The organism is Citrobacter sp. RHBSTW-00599 (genome assembly GCF_013784065.1).
Taxonomy (GTDB): domain Bacteria; phylum Pseudomonadota; class Gammaproteobacteria; order Enterobacterales; family Enterobacteriaceae; genus Citrobacter; species Citrobacter braakii.
This window is the reverse complement of record NZ_CP056717.1, coordinates 1,325,710-1,344,621: the sequence shown is the minus strand read 5'-3', so window position 1 is coordinate 1,344,621 and position 18,912 is coordinate 1,325,710. Positions and strand designations below refer to the sequence as shown.

Sequence of the window (18,912 nt, the reverse complement as noted above, 5' to 3'; positions counted from 1 at the left end):
GAAACCGTTTGCGTCGAAATAAAATCACGACCTTCTCTTATCATCAAATGCGGTCTGGTTTCTGAATAAGTTGCCAACTGACGCAAGTTTAAGCAAAATGCCGCTCATTAATGACGACTTCACTTCTTAATCATCACCACAGCAGGCAGAGACAACGTACGGTTCAGAGAATTAACTAATTGAAAAAATTAAAGATTAATTATCTGTTCATCGGCATATTAACGCTGTTGTTGGCAGCGGCCCTCTGGCCATCTATTCCCTGGTTCGGTAAAGCCGAAAATCGTATCGCCGCCATTCAGTCGCGGGGAGAACTGCGCGTCAGTACCCTCGACTCGCCGTTAACTTACGCGACCCTCAACGGCAAGAAATTCGGCCTGGATTATGAACTGACTCAGGCGTTCGCCAACTACCTGGGCGTGAAGTTAAAAGTCACCGTGCGCCAGAACATCAGCCAGCTCTTTGACGACCTGGATAACGGCCATGCCGATCTGTTAGCCGCAGGCCTGGTATATAACAGCGAGCGGGTGAAAAATTACCAGCCCGGCCCAACCTACTATTCGGTTTCACAACAGTTGGTGTATCGGGTTGGGCAATACCGCCCGCGCACTCTTGCCACTGTGAACGAAAATCAGCTGACCATCGCCCCGGGACACGTGGTGGTTAACGATCTCCAGTTACTTAAAGAGAATAAATTTCCCGATCTGAGCTGGAAGGTGGATGACAAAAAGGGCACCACTGAACTGCTTGATGATGTTATCGCCGGGAAGCTGGATTACACCATTGCCGATTCCGTCGCCATCAGCTTATACCAACGCGTACATCCTGAGCTGGCCGTAGCGCTGGACGTATCTGACGAACAGCCGGTGACCTGGTTTAGTCGCCTGGACGATGACAACACGCTGTCTGCCGCCCTGTTGGATTTTTTTAACACCATGAATGAAGACGGCTCTCTGGCGCGACTAGAAGAAAAGTATCTCGGACATGGCGATGATTTTGACTATGTTGATACCCGCACCTTTTTACGCGCCGTAGACAGCGTATTGCCGGACCTTAAGCCGCTGTTTGAGAAATATGCTCAGGAGATAGACTGGCGACTGCTCGCCGCAATCTCTTATCAGGAGTCACACTGGGACGCGCAGGCCACTTCCCCGACCGGCGTACGCGGGTTGATGATGCTGACCAAAAATACCGCTCAAAGTCTCGGACTTACCGACCGTACCGATGCCGAACAAAGCATCAGCGGCGGCGCGCGGTATTTGCAGGATATGATGAGTAAAGTGCCCGATACCGTCCCCGAAGGGGAACGCATCTGGTTTGCGCTCGCAGCCTACAACATGGGTTATGCGCACATGCTGGATGCACGGGCGCTGACCGTGAAAACCAAAGGCAATCCGAACAGCTGGTCCGACGTAAAACAGCGTCTGCCACTGCTCAGCCAAAAGCCGTATTACAACAAGCTGACCTATGGTTATGCGCGAGGCCACGAAGCCTACGCTTATGTAGAAAATATCCGTAAGTACCAGATTAGTCTGGTGGGGTATCTGCAGGAGAAAGAAAAACGGGCGCTTGAAACGCAGCAACTGGCGCAGGATTACCCGGCGGTGACGCCGGCAGAGCTAATAGGTAAAGATGAATTGCCGCTTTCGGCGTTTTTGTCTCAGACGTCGTCAAATTACCTGTCGCACTCCCCTTCCCTGCTGTTTTCACCGCAGAAAAAAGAGGGCAAGTAGCCTCGTAGGCCTGATAAGCGCAGCGTCATCAGGCAATCAGACCGGCATTTACAAATTGGCGTTTTTTTTCAGCGCTTTGATTTCCTGACGACGCATGCGGAAGAAATCACTGAGCAACGTGGCGCATTCATCCCGTAGCACCCCTTCGGTCACCTCCACCCGATGATTCATTCCAGGGTGATGCAGTACATCCATTAATGACCCGGCAGCCCCCGTTTTCGCATCGCGCGCGCCAAAAACGACATGGCCGATACGGCTGTGCACCATCGCGCCTGCGCACATCACGCACGGCTCCAGAGTGACATACAGCGTGGTATCCAACAGACGGTAGTTTTGCAGCACCAGGCCGCCCTGACGCAGCGCCATAATTTCAGCGTGGGCAGTCGGATCATGGTGACCAATCGGACGGTTCCAGCCTTCTCCAATCACGCGGTTGTTATGTACCAATACCGCGCCCACCGGGACTTCACGCTCATCCCAGGCGCGCTTAGCCAGCGTTAAAGCATGACGCATCCAGTATTCGTGGCTAAATTCAACTTCAGACAAAGGGGGTAACTCCAGTAATCAAAGCGGGCGCATTATACACAGACGCTATCGTTTACTCTATTCGAGTTGTTGCAGCTCTCCGCGCGGCGTGACGCGCCAGCGATGCTGGCAAAAAGAGAGCAGAGGATTGTCCTGATTACTGTCGCTGTAGCCACTATAAAGCTGAAGCGGCGCACCAATGTGGCGTTCCAGTTGCGTCACTTTCTCATGGCCCAAACAGCGCAGAGGCAGCACCCACCCGCCGAATCCCCGCGCCATTTTACTGGCGATCAGATTGACACGCGGTAGCCACGGCGTGTCGAAGTACACCTGCTCGACCAGCGACTGCGGGGAGCCAGTGATAAGCCAGATTTCGGCGTCAGAGCTTAACAGGTAGGTTGTCAGCCGCTGCTGCACGAGCGGAAAGGCCGTCACGTTACTGCGAAACCAGCGCACAAAGTCTGCCTGATGCCCTTTCAGACGCGCCTCGCTACGACCAAAAGTGCATCCCCATAACAGCAGGCTCATTGGCCAGCGGGCGGCGCGCCCTTGTATCAGCAGCGCCAGCGCAATCACCGGTAGCAGAGGCAGCACAAGCAACGCATTCAGCGGCTGGCGACGCAGCAGATAACGTATAAAGCTACCGAACATATCCTGCTGATGTAACGTGCCATCCAAATCAAAAAAAACAACGCGGCGCTGGTGATTGGTCAAACCTTATTCCTCTGGATCGTTGAACCCCAATAGCCAGGTAAACAGGAACCCGGCGATAACTGCTACCAGATAGCCTAACAGATAGAACATCACTTTTCCGGCAACAATCGTCAGTGCCAGCGGCAAACCGGAGATGCCAAAGGTGATAACCGTCGCCACCTTCCAGTAGCTAATCAGCGCCCCGCCTACCGCTCCGCCAAGACAGGCACCGATAAACGGTTTACCCAACGGCAGCGTGACGCCAAAAATAAGCGGCTCGCCAATACCCAGCAGCCCGACCGGCAGCGCTCCTTTGATCACTTTCTTAAGCCGCGCATTGCGGGTTTTCATCAACACCGCTATCGCAGCCCCTACTTGTCCAACGCCTGCCATCGCCAGGATAGGAAAGAGCGCGTTATAACCGTGTGCCTGTACCAGCTCAACGTGGATGGGCACCAACCCTTGATGAAGTCCGGTGAGCACCAATGGCAGGAAAGTTCCCGCCAGTATCGCACCAACCAGGAACCCGCCGCGGTCGATAGCCCAGGATGCGCCGTGAGCGATAGATTCAGAAATCCAGCCTCCAAGCGGTTGTAGCGCCACAATCGCGATGGCCCCGGTAATGATGGTGGTCAGCAGCGGGTTAAGAATAAGCTCCAGCGATTCCGGCAACAGCTCGCGGAATTTGCGCTCGATCCAACACATCAGCGCAACCACCAGCAGCACTGCGATCACCCCGCCGCGCCCCGGCTGCAACGCTTCGCCAAACAGGGTAATCTGCGCCAGCTGCGGACTGGAGAGGATCCCCGCCATCACCCCGCCCATCGCCAGAGAGCCGCCGAAGACTTTGGCGGTATTCACCCCAACCAGAATATTCATGATGGCAAACACGGCACTACCAAATATGCCCATCAGCCCCAGCATATTCGGATAATGGGTCGCAAAATCCCCCACGATATCCGGTCGCTTAAGGATGTTAATAATGCCGGTGATCAAACCGGAGGCGATAAACGCCGGAATAAGAGGGATAAAGACGTTCGCCAGCTTGCGCAGCGCATCGCTCATTGGCGCTTTGTACTTCGCTTTGGCCTCTGATTTGGTGCGCTCGATATTATTCACATCTGCACGCTCGCCGCCACTGGCAATCAGGGAGCGCATGGCATCCACCACCTTGGCAGCTTTACCGGGGCCGACGATTATCTGATGCTGCGCGCCCTGCTTCACGTAACCGCTAACACCGGGCAGTTGCCTGAGACGGGGAATATCAATCTGATCGTCATCCTGAACTTCCACCCTGACGCGGGTCATACAGTTTTCCAGGCGCAGAATATTTTGCTCTCCGCCTACGCCCAGCAGAATGTCGCTGGCCAGCACCGCCGTCTTATCCATATACACCTCTTAGTGTTCTAACGCCGCGCGTAAAAAACCCTGGTGAGCGGCAAGCTTTTCACGGGCGGTAGCGGCATCCAGGCCGGTGAGCGCCATTAAAATCGCTGGCTTAACGTCAAAATCAGTCTGCTTTAACAGCGCTTGCGCCTGTTCACGCGCAATGCCGGTGGCTTCAACCACCATACGGCACGCTCGATCGACCAGTTTGACGTTGGTTGCCTGCATATCCACCATCAGGTTCTGGTACACCTTGCCAAATTTCACCATCGCACCGGTGGAGATCATATTGAGCACCAATTTTTGCGCGGTGCCGGATTTCAGCCGTGTTGACCCGGTCAACGCCTCCGGTCCCACCACCGGGGAGATCGCAATATCCGCTTCATGCGCGACAGGAGAATCCGGATTGCAGGAAATAGCCGCCGTCGTACAACCCACCGAACGCGCATATTTCAGCCCGCCAATCACATACGGCGTGCGACCTGAAGCCGCCAGACCAACCACCAGATCCTGTGCGGTAAGGTTGAGTGCGCGCAGATCATCCTCGCCTAACTGCGGGTTATCTTCCGCGCCTTCTACCGCCTTGAGCAGCGCGCCCGGCCCCCCGGCAATCAGCCCAACCACCAGACCATGCGGTACACCGAAGGTCGGTGGGCACTCAGACGCGTCCAGCACTCCAAGACGTCCGCTGGTACCTGCGCCCATGTAAATAATGCGTCCACCGGCTTTTAACGCGTTAGCTGCCGCATCGACCGCGCACGCAACTTGAGGCAGAGTTGCTTTTACTGCTTCCGCTACCAGCGTATCCTGTTGATTAAATCGATGAACCAACTCCAACGTTGAGAGCGCATCCAGATCCATGGTCTGTGGATTGCGGGTTTCTGAAACTAATGCACCGAGATTCATTTTTTGTTCCTTAGGAATTTTTAATTCATAATAATCTGTCATAATGGAATATTATATTCATCCAGGCGAGTGAAATTTTGTTTTGCAATCGCCATCACGTTTTCGCCAGGAGACAGCATGAACTGTTTAATTCGCATTCGTCAGCGTTACCCGGACCTCGCGCAAAGCGATAAAAAACTTGCGGATTATCTTCTTGCTCAGCCGGATACCGCGCGTCATCTCAGCTCACAGCAGCTGGCCTTTGAAGCAGGCGTCAGCCAGTCCAGCGTGGTGAAGTTCGCGCAAAAGATGGGCTTTAAAGGGTTTCCGGCGCTGAAACTGGCGATTAGCGAAGCGTTGGCCAGCAATCCCAACCCTCATTCCATTCCGGTGCATAATCAGATTCGCGGTGACGACCCCATGCGTATGGTGGGCGAAAAGCTGATTAAAGAGAACGTGGCGGCGATGCATGCGACGCTGGACGTCAACAGCGAAGAGAAACTGATAGAGAGCGTCACAATGCTGCGCTCAGCCCGGCGCATTATCCTGACCGGGATTGGCGCATCGGGTCTGGTAGCGCAGAATTTTGCCTGGAAACTGCTAAAGATTGGTTTTAACGCGGTGGTTGAACGCGATATGCACGCCCTGCTGGCGGCGGTGCAGGCGCTTTCACCCAACGATCTGCTGCTGGCCATTTCGTATACCGGAGAACGCCGCGAACTCAACCTGGCTGCGGATGAAACGTTGCGCGCCGGAGCCAAAATTCTCGCCATCACCGGATTTACCCCTAACGCCCTGCAACAGCGCGCAACTCATTGTCTGTACACGATTGCTGAAGAACAGGCCACGCGCAGCGCAGCGATTTCCTCTACCCATGCGCAAATGATGCTCACTGATTTACTGTTTATGGCGCTGGTGCAGCAAGATCTGGAGCATGCTCCGGAACGCATTCGCCACAGCGAAGCACTGGTAAAAAAACTGGTCTGAGCAAAGAATGCGCGTATAATGCCCGCCCGATTTGTGATGTTTTGAGAGTTTCCTGATGGCCCTGTTAATCACTAAAAAGTGTATCAATTGCGATATGTGCGAGCCCGAATGCCCGAATGAGGCGATTTCGATGGGTGACAGCATTTACGAGATTAACAGCGACAAGTGTACGGAATGCGTAGGCCATTACGACACACCAACCTGTCAGAAGGTGTGCCCGATCCCCAATACTATTTTGAAAGATCCGGCACATGTCGAAACGGAAGAGCAGCTATGGGATAAGTTTGTACTGATGCACCACGCCGATAAGCTGTAACGTTGCCTGATGACGCTATGCTTATCAGGCCGATGAAACGTTAGCTCTCGATAATCACCGTGGCGCAGGCGTAGTGACGCTCATCGGCCAGCGTCACATGCATATGTGCGACACCGAGTTTTTCCGCCAGTTTTAACGCCTCCCCCCATAACCGCAGACGCGGCTTACCGAGTTCGTCGTTAAAGACTTCAAACTGATTAAACGCCAGACCGTTGCGAATACCGGTACCAAAGGCTTTTGCTGCCGCCTCTTTGACCGCAAAACGCTTCGCCAGAAAGCGCACCGGTTGCTGATGCGTCTCCCAGATTGCCCATTCGTTGTCGCTGAGCACGCGTCTTGCCAGACGGTCGCCGGAACGGGAGATCACCGCTTCGATGCGGGCAATCTCCACGATATCCGTACCTAATCCCAGAATCGCCATTAGCCACGCGCTTCCAGCATCAGGCGCTTCATTTCGACTACTGCATCTTTCAGACCGCTCATCACCGCGCGGCCGATAATGGCATGGCCAATGTTCAACTCGTGCATTTCCGGGATCCGCGCGATGGCTTTAACGTTATGGTACGTCAGGCCGTGACCCGCATTAACCTTCAGGCCAAGGCTGGCAGCAAAGGTCGCCGCTTTGGCGATACGCGCCAGTTCGCTGGCCTGTTCAGCGTCGGTTTTCGCATCGGCGTAACAGCCGGTGTGAATTTCGATGTACGGCGCGCCGACTTCAGCAGCGGCCTTAATCTGTTCGTCATCAGCATCGATAAACAGCGAAACCAGAATGCCTGCATCCGCCAGGCGTTTGCAGGCATCACGCATCTTGTCACGCTGACCAGCGACATCCAGGCCACCTTCAGTCGTCACTTCCTGACGTTTTTCCGGCACCAGGCAGCAAAAATGCGGCTTAGTCTCAACGGCAATCGCCAGCATCTCTTCGGTTACCGCCATTTCCAGATTCATACGCGTATCCAGCGTCTGGCGCAAAATGCGCACGTCGCGATCGGTAATATGGCGACGGTCTTCACGCAGGTGTACGGTAATGCCGTCTGCGCCCGCCTGCTCAACGATAAACGCCGCCTGAACCGGGTCAGGGTATGCGGTGCCGCGTGCATTACGTAAAGTGGCAATGTGGTCAATGTTGACGCCTAACAGTAATTCGGCCATGGCAATCCATCCTCGTTAATCATTTTTTGTTTTTACTGCGCGTTTTGGCATAAATTGCCGGAACAGTTCCCGGCTTTTTAACGGCTTACCACCAAGATACGGCTTTAACGCCATGCGGGTAAAGCGTTTCGCGGCGCGAAGCGTATCAGCATCCGGAAATTCACGCGATTCGAGTGCTTTCAGATGGCGTCCGGTAAAGGTAGCGTTATCAATCACTACGCTTGCGATAAACCCTTTTTCTTCCCGGTAACGATAGGTCATGGTGTCGTCCACCGGCTCGCCACTACCCGCACAGTGGGTAAAATCGACGCCGTACCCCAGATGTCCAAGTAAGGCCAGCTCAAAGCGACGCAGCGCAGGCTCTGGCGAACCCGTCGCGCCAGCCAGCGCCTGAATACAGTTGAGGTAGTCGAAAAAGAGTTCAGAAAAGCGGGTCTCATACTCAAGTACGCGAGAGATAAGCTCGTTGATATACAAGCCGCTGTACAGTGTGATACCGCTAAGGGGGAGAGCCAGAGAAACGGCTTCGGCACTGCGTAAGGTTTTGACCTCACCACGTCCACCAAAGCGAAGCAACAACGGAGTAAAAGGCTGGAGCGCGCCTTTGAGATTAGAACGTTTGGAGCGCGCGCCTTTAGCCACCAGGCGCACACGACCCGATTCTTCCGTGAAGACGTCCAGCACGAGACTGGTTTCGCTCCACGGGCGGCTATGCAGGACAAAAGCGCGTTGCCATCCTTCCATCATACCCGCCGCCTTTCAAGCTGCAGGTGTGTTGGCTGCGCCCACTCACCCCAGTCACTCACTTGAGTAAGCTCCCGAGGATCTGCGGTCTTGCCGCCTTCCTGCACCTCGAAAGCCATAACCTATGAAAAATTAGACGTCGTCGCCGTAACCGAGGCTACGCAGCGCGCGCTCGTCATCGGCCCAGCCGGATTTCACTTTCACCCACAGCTCGAGGTGAACGGGCGCTTCGAACATCTCCTGCATGTCTTTACGCGCTTCGATGCCGATGGTTTTAATTTTGGCCCCTTTGTTGCCAATAACCATCTTCTTCTGCCCTTCACGTTCAACGAGGATCAGCCCGTTAATATCGTAACCACCGCGTTCGTTAGAGATAAAACGTTCAATCTCCACGGTAACGGAGTACGGCAGTTCAGCCCCCAGAAAACGCATCAGCTTTTCACGGATGATTTCAGACGCCATAAAGCGCTGAGAACGGTCGGTGATGTAATCTTCCGGGAAGTGATGAATGGCTTCCGGCAGGTGCTTACGCACGATGCCCGCAACGGTATCAACATTCAGGCCGGTTTCGGCAGAAATCGGGACAATATCAAGGAAGTTCATCTGGCTTGCCAGAAACTGCAGGTGCGGCAGTAAATCGGCTTTTTCCTGAACGTTGTCAACTTTGTTCACAGCCAGAATAACCGGGGCTTTACCGTCGCGCAGCTTGTTGAGCACCATTTCGTCGTCCGGCGTCCAGCGGGTGCCTTCCACAACGAAAATAACCAGTTCAACATCACCAATCGAGCTGCTTGCCGCTTTGTTCATCAGGCGGTTGATCGCCCGTTTTTCTTCCATATGCAGGCCCGGGGTATCAACATAAATCGCCTGATACGCACCTTCGGTATGGATGCCAACAATACGGTGACGTGTTGTCTGAGCCTTACGTGAGGTAATGGAAATCTTCTGCCCAAGCAGATTATTCAACAGGGTGGATTTGCCGACGTTCGGGCGACCGACGATGGCAATAAATCCGCAGTAAGTTTTCTCTTCGCTCATTCCAGCTCCAGTTTTTTCAACGCCTGTTCGGCGGCAGCCTGCTCAGCCTTACGACGGCTCGAACCTGTGCCAACCACCGGTTCACTCAGGCCGCTGACCTGGCAGTGGATAGTAAATTCTTGATCGTGTGCTTCACCACGAACCTGCACCACCAGATAGGACGGTAGCGGCAGGTGGCGACCCTGCAAATATTCCTGCAGGCGCGTTTTCGGATCTTTTTGTTTATCGCCTGGGCTAATTTCATCCAGACGAGTCTGATACCAGTTCAGGATCAGTTGTTCAACAGTTTGAATATCGCTGTCGAGGAAGACGCCGCCGATCAAAGCTTCAACGGTATCTGCCAGGATCGATTCACGACGGAAACCGCCGCTTTTCAGCTCGCCTGGCCCCAAACGTAAACATTCACCGAGGTCAAACTCACGGGCTAATTCAGCCAGCGTATTGCCGCGAACCAGCGTCGCGCGCATGCGACTCATATCACCTTCATCCACACGCGGAAAACGGTGATACAGCGCATTAGCGATAACAAAGCTCAGAATAGAGTCGCCTAAAAATTCTAAACGCTCGTTATGTTTGCTGCTGGCGCTACGGTGAGTTAATGCCTGCTGCAACAGCTCCTGATGATTAAAAGTGTAGCCCAGCTTCCGTTGAAGCCGATTAATTACGATGGGGTTCATGCGATACCAATAAATGAATGCGTCAACAATTCAGCACACGAAACAGACCTGATATACGCATTTCGCTTAGCTATCCCGCTTCGGCTGAATGCATTTATACACAAACCAACGCTGTTTCGTGTGCCGTGGCAACCTGTCGGTGCCAACCTCAAACTTCGGGGGAATATTCTATACACAACGACAAGGGATGTCGTTAGTCTGCGGGAATTTATCCGAGAAATAATTCACGCTGTCGCCATAATGACGACAACGTGAACGATTATCAGCGATTAGTGAATGCCACCAATACGGCTTAAGCGCACACCGGTCGGCCATTCGCCTTCTTGCTTATCGAAACTCATCCAGATAGCGGTTGCTTTACCAACCAGATTCGCTTCCGGCACAAATCCCCAGTAACGGCTGTCCGCGCTGTTGTCACGGTTATCACCCATCATGAAGTAGTGTCCCGGCGGGACGATCCAGGTTGCCAACTGCTGGCCTGGCTGGCGGTAATACATCCCCACCTGATCCTGCGCGATTGGCACGGTCAGAATGCGGTGCGTTACCTCACCCAGCGTTTCTTTACGCTCGGAGAGGCGAATACCGTTATCTTTCGTTTCATTCAGCGGAACCTCAAAGAAGCCGCTGGTCGCTTCACCGCCGTTACGACGCGCAAATGTCTGCACAAAATCACTTGGCTGAACATCAGAGTACGTTACCGGCAGCGCGTTTTCACACGCCTGACCAGAACTGCATCCTGGCTGAATAGTTACCTCTTTCGCCACCGGATCGTACGTCACTTTGTCTCCCGGTAAACCGACAGCACGTTTGATGTAGTCCAGACGCGGATCTTCCGGGTATTTAAACACCACGATATCACCACGTTTCGGATGGCCGGTTTCGATCAGCGTTTTCTGGTAAATCGGATCTTTAATCCCGTAGGCAAATTTCTCCACCAGGATAAAGTCACCGATAAGCAGTGTCGGCATCATCGAACCAGACGGGATCTGGAACGGCTCATAAATAAATGAACGCACCACCAGCACAATAGCTAAAACCGGGAAAACGGATGCCCCGGTTTCCAGCCAGCCTGGCTTAGGGGCCACTTTTTTCAGCGTTGCTTTATCCAGTGAATCACCTGCAGCAGCTTGCGCTGCTGCCTGACGCTCCCGGCGTTTAGGCGCGAAGATGAATTTATCTACGCACCATAAAATGCCCGTCACCAGTGTGGCAATCACCAGAATCAGGGCAAACATGTTCGCCATGCCAACTCCTTAAGATTATTTGCTGTCTTTACCGACATGCAGAATGGCGAGGAAGGCTTCCTGTGGCAGTTCGACGTTACCGATCTGCTTCATGCGCTTTTTACCCTCTTTCTGTTTTTGCAGCAGCTTTTTCTTACGGCTGATATCGCCACCGTAGCATTTCGCCAGAACGTTTTTACGCAGCTGCTTAACCGTTGAACGCGCGATGATGTGCGTACCAATGGCCGCCTGGATCGCGATATCAAACTGCTGGCGAGGGATCAGATCTTTCATCTTCTCGACCAGTTCACGACCACGGCTCTGGGAGTTGTCGCGGTGGGTAATCAGCGCCAGCGCATCGACACGTTCGTTGTTGATGAGAACATCAACGCGCACCATGTCAGACGCCTGGAAACGTTTGAAGTTATAGTCCAGCGACGCATAGCCGCGAGAAGTTGACTTCAGACGGTCGAAGAAGTCGAGTACCACTTCCGCCATCGGAATTTCATAGGTCAGCGCCACCTGGTTACCGTGGTAAACCATGTTGGTCTGTACGCCGCGCTTCTCGATACACAGCGTGATGACGTTACCGAGGTAAGCCTGCGGCAGCAGCATGTGACACTCAGCAATCGGCTCACGCAGTTCGTAAATGTTGTTCAACGGCGGCAGCTTGGACGGGCTATCGACGTAGATCGTCTCTTTCGCCGTGGTTTCGACTTCGTAGACTACGGTCGGCGCGGTAGTGATCAGATCCAGATCGTATTCACGTTCCAGACGTTCCTGAATGATCTCCATGTGCAGCAGACCGAGGAAGCCACAGCGGAAGCCGAAGCCCAGCGCGGTTGAGCTTTCCGGTTCATAGAACAGGGAGGCATCGTTGAGGCTCAGCTTGCCGAGCGCGTCACGGAAGTTTTCGTAGTCGTCAGAGCTCACCGGGAACAGACCGGCGTAAACCTGCGGCTTCACTTTTTTAAAGCCTGGCAGCGGCTTGTCCGCCGGGTTACGCGCCTGCGTCAGGGTATCGCCAACCGGTGCGCCCAGGATGTCTTTAATCGCACAAACCAACCAACCCACCTCGCCGCATTTCAGCTCGGTACGGTCAACCTGTTTTGGCGTGAAGATACCCAGACGGTCAGCGTTATAGACCTGACCGGTGCTCATCACTTTAATTTTGTCGCCTTTACGCATGGTGCCGTTTTTAATACGCACCAGTGACACGACGCCCAGGTAGTTATCGAACCAGGAGTCGATGATTAGCGCCTGTAACGGACCTTCCGGGTCGCCTTCCGGCGGCGGGATGTCGCGCACCAGACGTTCAAGAACGTCAGTGACGCCTACGCCGGTTTTCGCCGAACAGCGAACGGCATCCGTCGCATCAATACCGACGATATCTTCGATCTCTTCCGCCACACGCTCAGGATCGGCGGCTGGCAGGTCAATTTTGTTCAGTACCGGCACCACTTCCAGATCCATTTCCATGGCGGTATAGCAGTTAGCCAGGGTCTGTGCTTCGACGCCCTGTCCGGCATCAACCACCAGCAGTGCGCCTTCACAGGCAGCAAGCGAGCGGGAAACTTCATACGAGAAGTCAACGTGGCCCGGGGTGTCGATAAAGTTAAGCTGATAGGTTTCACCATCAGATGCTTTGAAATCGAGCGTCACGCTCTGCGCTTTGATAGTAATACCGCGCTCACGCTCAAGATCCATCGAGTCGAGAACCTGCGCTTCCATTTCACGGTCAGACAGGCCACCGCAGATCTGGATAATACGGTCAGACAGCGTCGATTTACCGTGGTCGATGTGAGCTATGATTGAAAAGTTACGTATGTTCTTCATATAGTGTAATTATTGTGCCTTACGCCCGCCTGAGCAGGCTCTGAGAAGTCGCTGATCTGAGCTTAACGTCTGTTTAAGTGAAACGCCGCATTCTACACTACAACGCTGAGGCGAGGAAATGTTCATAGAGCAAGGATAGCGGGAACTGGAAACAACTTTGCAAAGTCGGTGAAACTTTTGCCGGATGGCGACACAAGCGCCATCAGGCAAAGCTATCACTGTGGGGTTTCGACGCGAATGAGATCGGGTGGGAGAGCAACGTTCAGAATGACCGGCTGCCAGGCTTCGCGCTCAGCAAGCTTACGAGAGTATCCACGGGCAATCAGGAATCCGCCCACGCCCCCCAGCACGGCACCACTTAATGCCGCAAGGTCGGAACCAAACAGCACCTGGAATAGCGCCGCGAAGAGAAAGAGCCCCGCCAACGGAGACATGTAGACCAACATCGCTGAACCCAGCAGGCTACCCTCGGCAATACCCAGTTCAACTTTTTGACCGGGCGCTAAGGGTTCGTCGCTGGGCACCACGATGATATGCGTGGTCTGCGGCCCAAGTTTGTTCAGCACGCGGCTCCCGCATCCGGCCCGCGAAGCACAGCTGCTACATGATGCTTTAACATCACAGCTGACCGTCGCCAGACCATTTTGCCAGGAGACGACTGTCGCCCACTCTTTAATCATTGTGCAGCCCTGAACTTAATATTGTCCGCGATACGCTTCGCCGTTTGCGGTGGAAGCTCGCCCACAATCGTAATTTCTGCGTTATCACGCACGCTGGTGCTAACCGTTCTACGCCCGGTTCGCAACAGCTGATCGGCGCTGTTTTGCATCGCACGGTTTACGTTCACGGAGAAACTGAACAGGCCATCAGAATATAGGCGCGATTCGATCGGCATGTTATCCATCGTCGGCAGCGGACGTCGACTGCTGGAAACTTCGCTGAAGCCTTGCGGCAACCACGACGGACTCCAGTTGAAGTTGGTTTTCTCACCCGCAGGAACTGACAGCAACGGCGGTAGATTGGCTTTCGCCAGCGCCTGCATGCTATCGCTAACGCCGTTGTTTACGGTAAACGCGATAACACGGAACTGTTCCAGCGTCTCACCATCACGGTCGAGAAGATCGACGCGCATCGGCAGCTTAGTCTCCGTGTCCATCCAGACGATATAGCTGTAACGCGTACCGTCACGGGCGACTACGCGGATCACTTCACAGAGCCGATCGGCAATGCGGGTGCGACCTACTGAGATAAAGTCATAGTAGGGAGCAAGACGTTTGAAGTCGGTGTAAATCAGAGAGGGCAGAGAGTCAACGATATAGTCGCCGTTCAGCGTGAACGGTTCGAGACCAGGCTCAAAATAGCTAATTTCATTGCCACGCTGCACCACTTCCCGGCGCGGTCCATCCATTTGCAACAGTTGCGCTAGCGGACGGTTATCCAAGCGGGCATGGCGATAACGTAGGGATTCAACACCCTGCTTATTGATGCTGACAAATGACAGCTCATAGGTTAGCGACTGGCTGGCCAGATTCATCTGCTGCAACAACGCCCCGGACGCAGGATTGGCCGAGGCGTTTACAGAGAAAAACAGGCTACCAGCCACAAGTGACATGGCAAACCAAAGTTGCTTCATTACTGCGATTGCGTTCCTAAAGTTTGAATTCCTGGCACCTGCACAGCGGCTTGCTGTGTTTGGGCCTGCTCAAACTGAAGCTGTTCAGAGTGCAGTCGACGTTGCAGTTCGTAGTCCTGCAACATGGCATTAATACGACGACGCTGCTCCTGTACCTGCTGTTGCTGACCGCCGCTGGCCGTCGCGTCAGAGGGTACACCCAAGCTTACCGGACTGGCTTTACCCATCATCGGTAATGTATTAAATACCGGCGTTTCGGGCTGCTGGGACGTTTCAGATTGCCCATTATAGTGCTGGACGCCAACAATAACTGCAAGTGATACACACGCGGCCACACCCATTTGGGTAAGCTGCGCGGCCCATGGACGCATTTTTTTCCAGAATGGCATTTTCTGCCACTGGTGCGGTGCTGGCTGGGCCTCAGGAATCAATGGCACCGTCTGACGTACTGGCTCATCCTGGATGGCAGCCATTACGCGGGCGGAAATATCGAAATGGAGAACGTCGGCGGTATCACCTCGCATGGAATCGCGAATCAGGTGATAACTCTCCCAGGTTTTTTGCATTTCCGGGTCCTGAGTCAGCTCTTTGAGTAACTCAGTATCCAGCGTTTCGCCATCCATTAAAGCGGAAAGTTTTTCTTTCTGCATGCCTAATACCTTTTCCAGTATCCCGCTATCGTCAACGCCTGATAAGCGGTTGAACTTTATTATCAATAGCTTCCCTCGCTCGGAAGATACGTGAACGCACCGTACCTACCGGACAATCCATGATAGCGGCTATCTCTTCATAGCTCAGGCCATCCAGCTCCCGCAAGGTTATTGCCATGCGTAAATCTTCCGGGAGGGACTCAATAGTCCGGAAAACTATCTGTCTCAGTTCTTCTGACAACATTAAGTTCTCAGGGTTCGAAATTTCTTTCAGCGCACCGCCACTTTCGTAATTTTCTGCTTCAATCGCATCAATATCACTGGAAGGTGGACGACGCCCCTGAGCGACCAGGTAATTCTTCGCTGTATTGACTGCAATACGATACAGCCAGGTATAAAAAGCACTATCTCCCCGGAACGAGTCCAGCGCACGATAGGCCTTGATAAATGCTTCTTGTACTACATCGGGTACATCGCCCGACGGTACATAGCGAGAAACCAGACTCGCCACCTTATGCTGATAGCGCACTACCAGTAGGTTAAAGGCTTTCTGATCTCCCTTCTGGACCCGTTCTACCAGGACCTGGTCCGTTAACTGCTCGCTCATCCGAGGTAAAGTCTCCCCAAACCAAATTTCCACGCGCCTTCGAAACGCCACTCCATCAGCTTCACTATGAGCAAGCAAATGCTTAGAGTGCTCAAGTTTCGTAAAGTTCCGTTACGCATTGTTTTTTGTTTGTCATGTTGTAGACAGGTCTTATCTCTCATTATAAGTCTACATAATCCGATCGACGCACTATCTGTTTAGAAATGCCCATTTCACCGCTTGCAGAGTAACCCAACGGCCACTTAATTTCATCACATAATCTGGTGCTAACGGCCTGCTTCACAAAATATTTTTGCTCATTTCGTCCTCGTCATGCTTTTTTTTCATGTTTAGTCACTGCAACACATTTAAAAATAAAACGTGCAGTATCGCGCAATGTGGTGCTATGGTGACCAAACAATGTTTAGTAAATTAAACAAAAATCATGAATACGACTCCTGAATTATCCTGTGACGTGCTGATCATTGGCAGCGGGGCTGCCGGACTCTCACTGGCGCTGCGCCTGGCCGAAAAACATCAGGTTATTGTCCTGAGCAAAGGTCCGGTAAGCGAAGGCTCGACATTTTATGCCCAGGGCGGTATTGCCGCGGTGTTTGATGAAACCGACAGCATCGACTCCCACGTTGAAGATACTCTGATTGCCGGGGCCGGCCTGTGCGATCGCCATGCGGTTGAATTTGTCGCCAGCAATGCCCGCACCTGCGTTCAGTGGCTTATCGATCAGGGTGTCTTATTTGATACGCAGGTTCAGCCCAACGGTGAGGAGAGCTATCACCTGACCCGTGAAGGTGGTCATAGCCATCGACGCATTCTGCACTCTGCGGATGCCACCGGTAAAGAAGTCGAAACCACCCTCGTCAGCCAGGCACAAAATCACCCCAACATACGGGTTCTTGAGCGCAGTAATGCCGTCGATCTGATTGTCTCCGATAAAATCGGTCTGCCGGGAACGCGTCGGGTTGTCGGAGCCTGGATCTGGAACCGTAATAAAGAAGCCGTAGAAACCTGCCATGCCAAGTCAGTAGTGTTGGCCACCGGCGGCGCGTCAAAGGTGTACCAATACACCACCAATCCAGATATTTCCTCGGGTGATGGGATTGCGATGGCCTGGCGCGCGGGATGCCGTGTCGCCAATCTGGAATTTAACCAGTTTCACCCGACGGCGCTGTATCATCCGCAGGCGCGCAACTTTCTGCTAACCGAGGCGCTGCGTGGCGAAGGCGCACATCTGAAGCGCCCGGACGGTTCGCGCTTTATGCCCGATTTTGACGAGCGTGGCGAACTGGCTCCCCGCGATATTGTTGCCCGCGCCATTGACCACGAAATGAAGCGCCTGGGCGCTGACTGCATGTTTCTCGACATCAGCCATAAACCGGAAGAATTTGTTCGTCAGCATTTCCCGATGATTTATGAAAAATTGCTGGGACTGGGCATCGATTTGACCAAAGAGCCGGTTCCCATCGTTCCTGCCGCGCACTATACCTGCGGCGGCGTGATGGTGGATGACTTTGGCCGTACGGATGTCGACGGGCTGTATGCGATCGGCGAAGTGAGTTACACCGGCCTGCATGGAGCCAACCGGATGGCGTCAAACTCATTACTGGAGTGCCTGGTTTACGGCTGGTCCGCGGCTGAAGATATCGACAGGCGAATGCCTTATGCTCGCAGCGTCAGCACCCTCCCGGATTGGGATGAAAGCCGGGTAGAAAACCCGGATGAACTGGTTGTGATTCAGCATAACTGGCATGAGCTGCGGCTATTTATGTGGGATTACGTCGGTATCGTGCGCACAACTAAACGTCTGGAGCGCGCCCTACGCCGTATCACCATGTTGCAACAGGAAATCGACGAGTATTACGCTCATTTCCGCGTGTCGAACAACTTGCTGGAACTGCGCAATCTGGTGCAGGTTGCTGAGCTGATTGTCCGCTGCGCGATGATGCGTAAAGAGAGTCGGGGCCTGCACTATACGCTGGATTATCCTGAACAGCTTCCAGAGGCAGGCCCGTCCATTCTCTCGCCGCTAAGTCATCACATGAACAGATAAAACGCCTGGGTCAGCGCCGTGTAACCTTCAGAGTAACGTTGGTCTGGCCCACGGATCACCAGCCTGTCACTAAAGCACTCCCCGGCCTGCGGGGAGAATGCCAGCAGTACCCGATTCGGTAGTCGGGCCTCGGTTTCTGCTACATCCGTGCGCAATCGCAGATGCCAGCCCATGCCCAGTGCCTGCTGGGAAAATGCGTTACCAATCTGTTCGGGCAGCACCACACAGAAAAAACCTTCTTCCGTAATGCTGTCTGCCGCCAGCGTCAGCAATACTTGATGATCGAGCGTGGTGGTGTAGCGAGCCTGCTCGCGCTGCGGCGTGGCACATTCCACTCCCTGTTCATAATAGGGAGGGTTGCTGATGATCAAATCAAAGCGCACGGTCTGGCGCGGTACCCACTGCTGCACATCTTCCGTATGAACGTTCACGCGATGCATCCACGGGGATTGCGCGATGTTCTCCTGCGCCTGCTGCGCGGCATCAACATCAAGCTCCACAGCGTCAATGATGACGTTTTCATCTGTGCGCTGGGCCAGCATCAGCGCCAACAGGCCGCTCCCGGTACCAATATCCAGGATCCGCTTTACGCCAGCAACAGGGGCCCAGGCCCCCAATAAAATGCCGTCCGTTCCGACTTTCATTGCACAACGATCGTGTGCCACAAAAAACTGCTTAAAAGTAAATCCATTACGTCTAAGTACGGATGTAGACTGGGGCATGAAGAACAACCTTCCTGGAAAAAAAACGATAACATAGGATAAAAACAATACCTGAGAAGGT

21 protein-coding genes are annotated in these 18,912 nt (G+C 53.5%); 4 read left to right on the top strand and 17 right to left on the bottom strand.

Features of this window, described 5'->3' with window-relative positions; translation table 11 throughout:
• Nucleotides 1-179 precede the first annotated feature (179 nt).
• Nucleotides 180-1,730 carry a membrane-bound lytic murein transglycosylase MltF gene (gene mltF / locus HV243_RS06370; RefSeq protein ID WP_016154040.1) on the top strand — a complete coding sequence of 517 codons (1,551 nt, stop codon included), beginning with the start codon at nucleotides 180-182 and terminating at the stop codon, nucleotides 1,728-1,730.
• Between the two features lie 48 nt (nucleotides 1,731-1,778).
• Here the strand turns inward: mltF and tadA are convergent, their stop codons facing one another.
• The 4 genes from tadA to murQ all read right to left on the bottom strand — a co-directional run bounded on the left by tadA (nucleotide 1,779) and on the right by murQ (nucleotide 5,240).
• The gene (tadA, locus tag HV243_RS06365; RefSeq protein ID WP_230675888.1) at nucleotides 1,779-2,243 is read right to left on the bottom strand and encodes a tRNA adenosine(34) deaminase TadA; all 465 of its coding nucleotides are present in this window, start codon (nucleotides 2,241-2,243) and stop codon (nucleotides 1,779-1,781) included.
• A 90-nt stretch (nucleotides 2,244-2,333) separates the two neighbouring features.
• The gene (gene yfhb, locus HV243_RS06360; RefSeq protein WP_016157167.1) at nucleotides 2,334-2,969 is read right to left on the bottom strand and encodes a phosphatidylglycerophosphatase C; all 636 of its coding nucleotides are present in this window, start codon (nucleotides 2,967-2,969) and stop codon (nucleotides 2,334-2,336) included.
• Nucleotides 2,970-2,972: 3 nt separating this feature from the next.
• Nucleotides 2,973-4,337 (bottom strand): PTS transporter subunit EIIC, encoded by a 1,365-nt coding sequence (locus HV243_RS06355; RefSeq protein WP_053389592.1) that lies wholly within the window; start codon nucleotides 4,335-4,337, stop codon nucleotides 2,973-2,975.
• A gap of 9 nt (nucleotides 4,338-4,346) precedes the next feature.
• Nucleotides 4,347-5,240 (bottom strand): N-acetylmuramic acid 6-phosphate etherase, encoded by an 894-nt coding sequence (gene murQ / locus HV243_RS06350; protein ID WP_019077406.1) that lies wholly within the window; start codon nucleotides 5,238-5,240, stop codon nucleotides 4,347-4,349.
• Nucleotides 5,241-5,357: 117 nt separating this feature from the next.
• Between murQ and HV243_RS06345 the strand changes: the two genes are divergently transcribed.
• Nucleotides 5,358-6,206, top strand: a complete 849-nt coding sequence (locus tag HV243_RS06345) for a MurR/RpiR family transcriptional regulator (protein WP_016154045.1) — start codon at nucleotides 5,358-5,360, stop codon at nucleotides 6,204-6,206.
• A 55-nt stretch (nucleotides 6,207-6,261) separates the two neighbouring features.
• Nucleotides 6,262-6,522 carry a YfhL family 4Fe-4S dicluster ferredoxin gene (locus HV243_RS06340; RefSeq protein WP_003037590.1) on the top strand — a complete coding sequence of 87 codons (261 nt, stop codon included), beginning with the start codon at nucleotides 6,262-6,264 and terminating at the stop codon, nucleotides 6,520-6,522.
• A 40-nt stretch (nucleotides 6,523-6,562) separates the two neighbouring features.
• Here HV243_RS06340 and acpS read toward each other — a convergent pair whose 3' ends face one another.
• The 12 genes from acpS to rseD all read right to left on the bottom strand — a co-directional run bounded on the left by acpS (nucleotide 6,563) and on the right by rseD (nucleotide 16,201).
• A complete protein-coding gene (acpS, locus tag HV243_RS06335) occupies nucleotides 6,563-6,943 on the bottom strand; it encodes a holo-ACP synthase (RefSeq protein ID WP_003037588.1) in 381 nt (126 codons plus the stop codon).
• The gene (gene pdxJ / locus HV243_RS06330) at nucleotides 6,943-7,674 is read right to left on the bottom strand and encodes a pyridoxine 5'-phosphate synthase (RefSeq protein WP_016157172.1); all 732 of its coding nucleotides are present in this window, start codon (nucleotides 7,672-7,674) and stop codon (nucleotides 6,943-6,945) included. Before pdxJ ends, acpS begins: the two co-directional genes overlap by 1 nt.
• 15 nt (nucleotides 7,675-7,689) lie before the next feature.
• Nucleotides 7,690-8,418: a DNA repair protein RecO gene (gene recO / locus HV243_RS06325; RefSeq protein WP_016154047.1), complete on the bottom strand. Its 729-nt coding sequence runs from the start codon at nucleotides 8,416-8,418 to the stop codon at nucleotides 7,690-7,692.
• A gap of 132 nt (nucleotides 8,419-8,550) precedes the next feature.
• The gene (era, locus tag HV243_RS06320; protein ID WP_003037581.1) at nucleotides 8,551-9,456 is read right to left on the bottom strand and encodes a GTPase Era; all 906 of its coding nucleotides are present in this window, start codon (nucleotides 9,454-9,456) and stop codon (nucleotides 8,551-8,553) included.
• On the bottom strand, nucleotides 9,453-10,133 hold the full coding sequence (rnc, locus tag HV243_RS06315; RefSeq protein WP_003037579.1) for a ribonuclease III: 681 nt from the start codon (nucleotides 10,131-10,133) through the stop codon (nucleotides 9,453-9,455). Before rnc ends, era begins: the two co-directional genes overlap by 4 nt.
• Before the next feature lie 269 nt (nucleotides 10,134-10,402).
• Nucleotides 10,403-11,377, bottom strand: coding sequence for a signal peptidase I (gene lepB, locus HV243_RS06310; protein WP_016154048.1), 975 nt, complete (start codon nucleotides 11,375-11,377; stop codon nucleotides 10,403-10,405).
• A gap of 15 nt (nucleotides 11,378-11,392) precedes the next feature.
• The gene (lepA, locus tag HV243_RS06305) at nucleotides 11,393-13,192 is read right to left on the bottom strand and encodes a translation elongation factor 4 (protein WP_003037577.1); all 1,800 of its coding nucleotides are present in this window, start codon (nucleotides 13,190-13,192) and stop codon (nucleotides 11,393-11,395) included.
• 215 nt (nucleotides 13,193-13,407) lie between these two features.
• Nucleotides 13,408-13,872, bottom strand: a complete 465-nt coding sequence (gene rseC, locus HV243_RS06300; protein WP_053389591.1) for a SoxR-reducing system protein RseC — start codon at nucleotides 13,870-13,872, stop codon at nucleotides 13,408-13,410.
• Nucleotides 13,869-14,825 (bottom strand): sigma-E factor regulatory protein RseB, encoded by a 957-nt coding sequence (gene rseB / locus HV243_RS06295; protein ID WP_016154050.1) that lies wholly within the window; start codon nucleotides 14,823-14,825, stop codon nucleotides 13,869-13,871. Before rseB ends, rseC begins: the two co-directional genes overlap by 4 nt.
• Entirely contained in the window at nucleotides 14,825-15,475 is a 651-nt protein-coding gene (gene rseA, locus HV243_RS06290; RefSeq protein WP_019077408.1) for an anti-sigma-E factor RseA, read from the bottom strand. Before rseA ends, rseB begins: the two co-directional genes overlap by 1 nt.
• A 31-nt stretch (nucleotides 15,476-15,506) precedes the next feature.
• Nucleotides 15,507-16,082 (bottom strand): RNA polymerase sigma factor RpoE, encoded by a 576-nt coding sequence (gene rpoE, locus HV243_RS06285; protein WP_003037573.1) that lies wholly within the window; start codon nucleotides 16,080-16,082, stop codon nucleotides 15,507-15,509.
• Nucleotides 16,079-16,201 (bottom strand): rpoE leader peptide RseD, encoded by a 123-nt coding sequence (gene rseD, locus HV243_RS06280; protein ID WP_223306697.1) that lies wholly within the window; start codon nucleotides 16,199-16,201, stop codon nucleotides 16,079-16,081. The genes rpoE and rseD overlap by 4 nt, the downstream gene beginning before the upstream one ends.
• 305 nt (nucleotides 16,202-16,506) lie before the next feature.
• On the opposite strand from rseD, the gene nadB reads away from it, so the two are divergent.
• A complete protein-coding gene (nadB, locus tag HV243_RS06275; RefSeq protein ID WP_047358259.1) occupies nucleotides 16,507-18,129 on the top strand; it encodes an L-aspartate oxidase in 1,623 nt (540 codons plus the stop codon).
• Here nadB and trmN read toward each other — a convergent pair.
• A complete protein-coding gene (gene trmN / locus HV243_RS06270; protein ID WP_016154053.1) occupies nucleotides 18,114-18,851 on the bottom strand; it encodes a tRNA(1)(Val) (adenine(37)-N(6))-methyltransferase TrmN in 738 nt (245 codons plus the stop codon). The two genes, nadB and trmN, sit on opposite strands and share 16 nt — an antisense overlap.
• Between the last annotated feature and the right edge of the window lie 61 nt (nucleotides 18,852-18,912).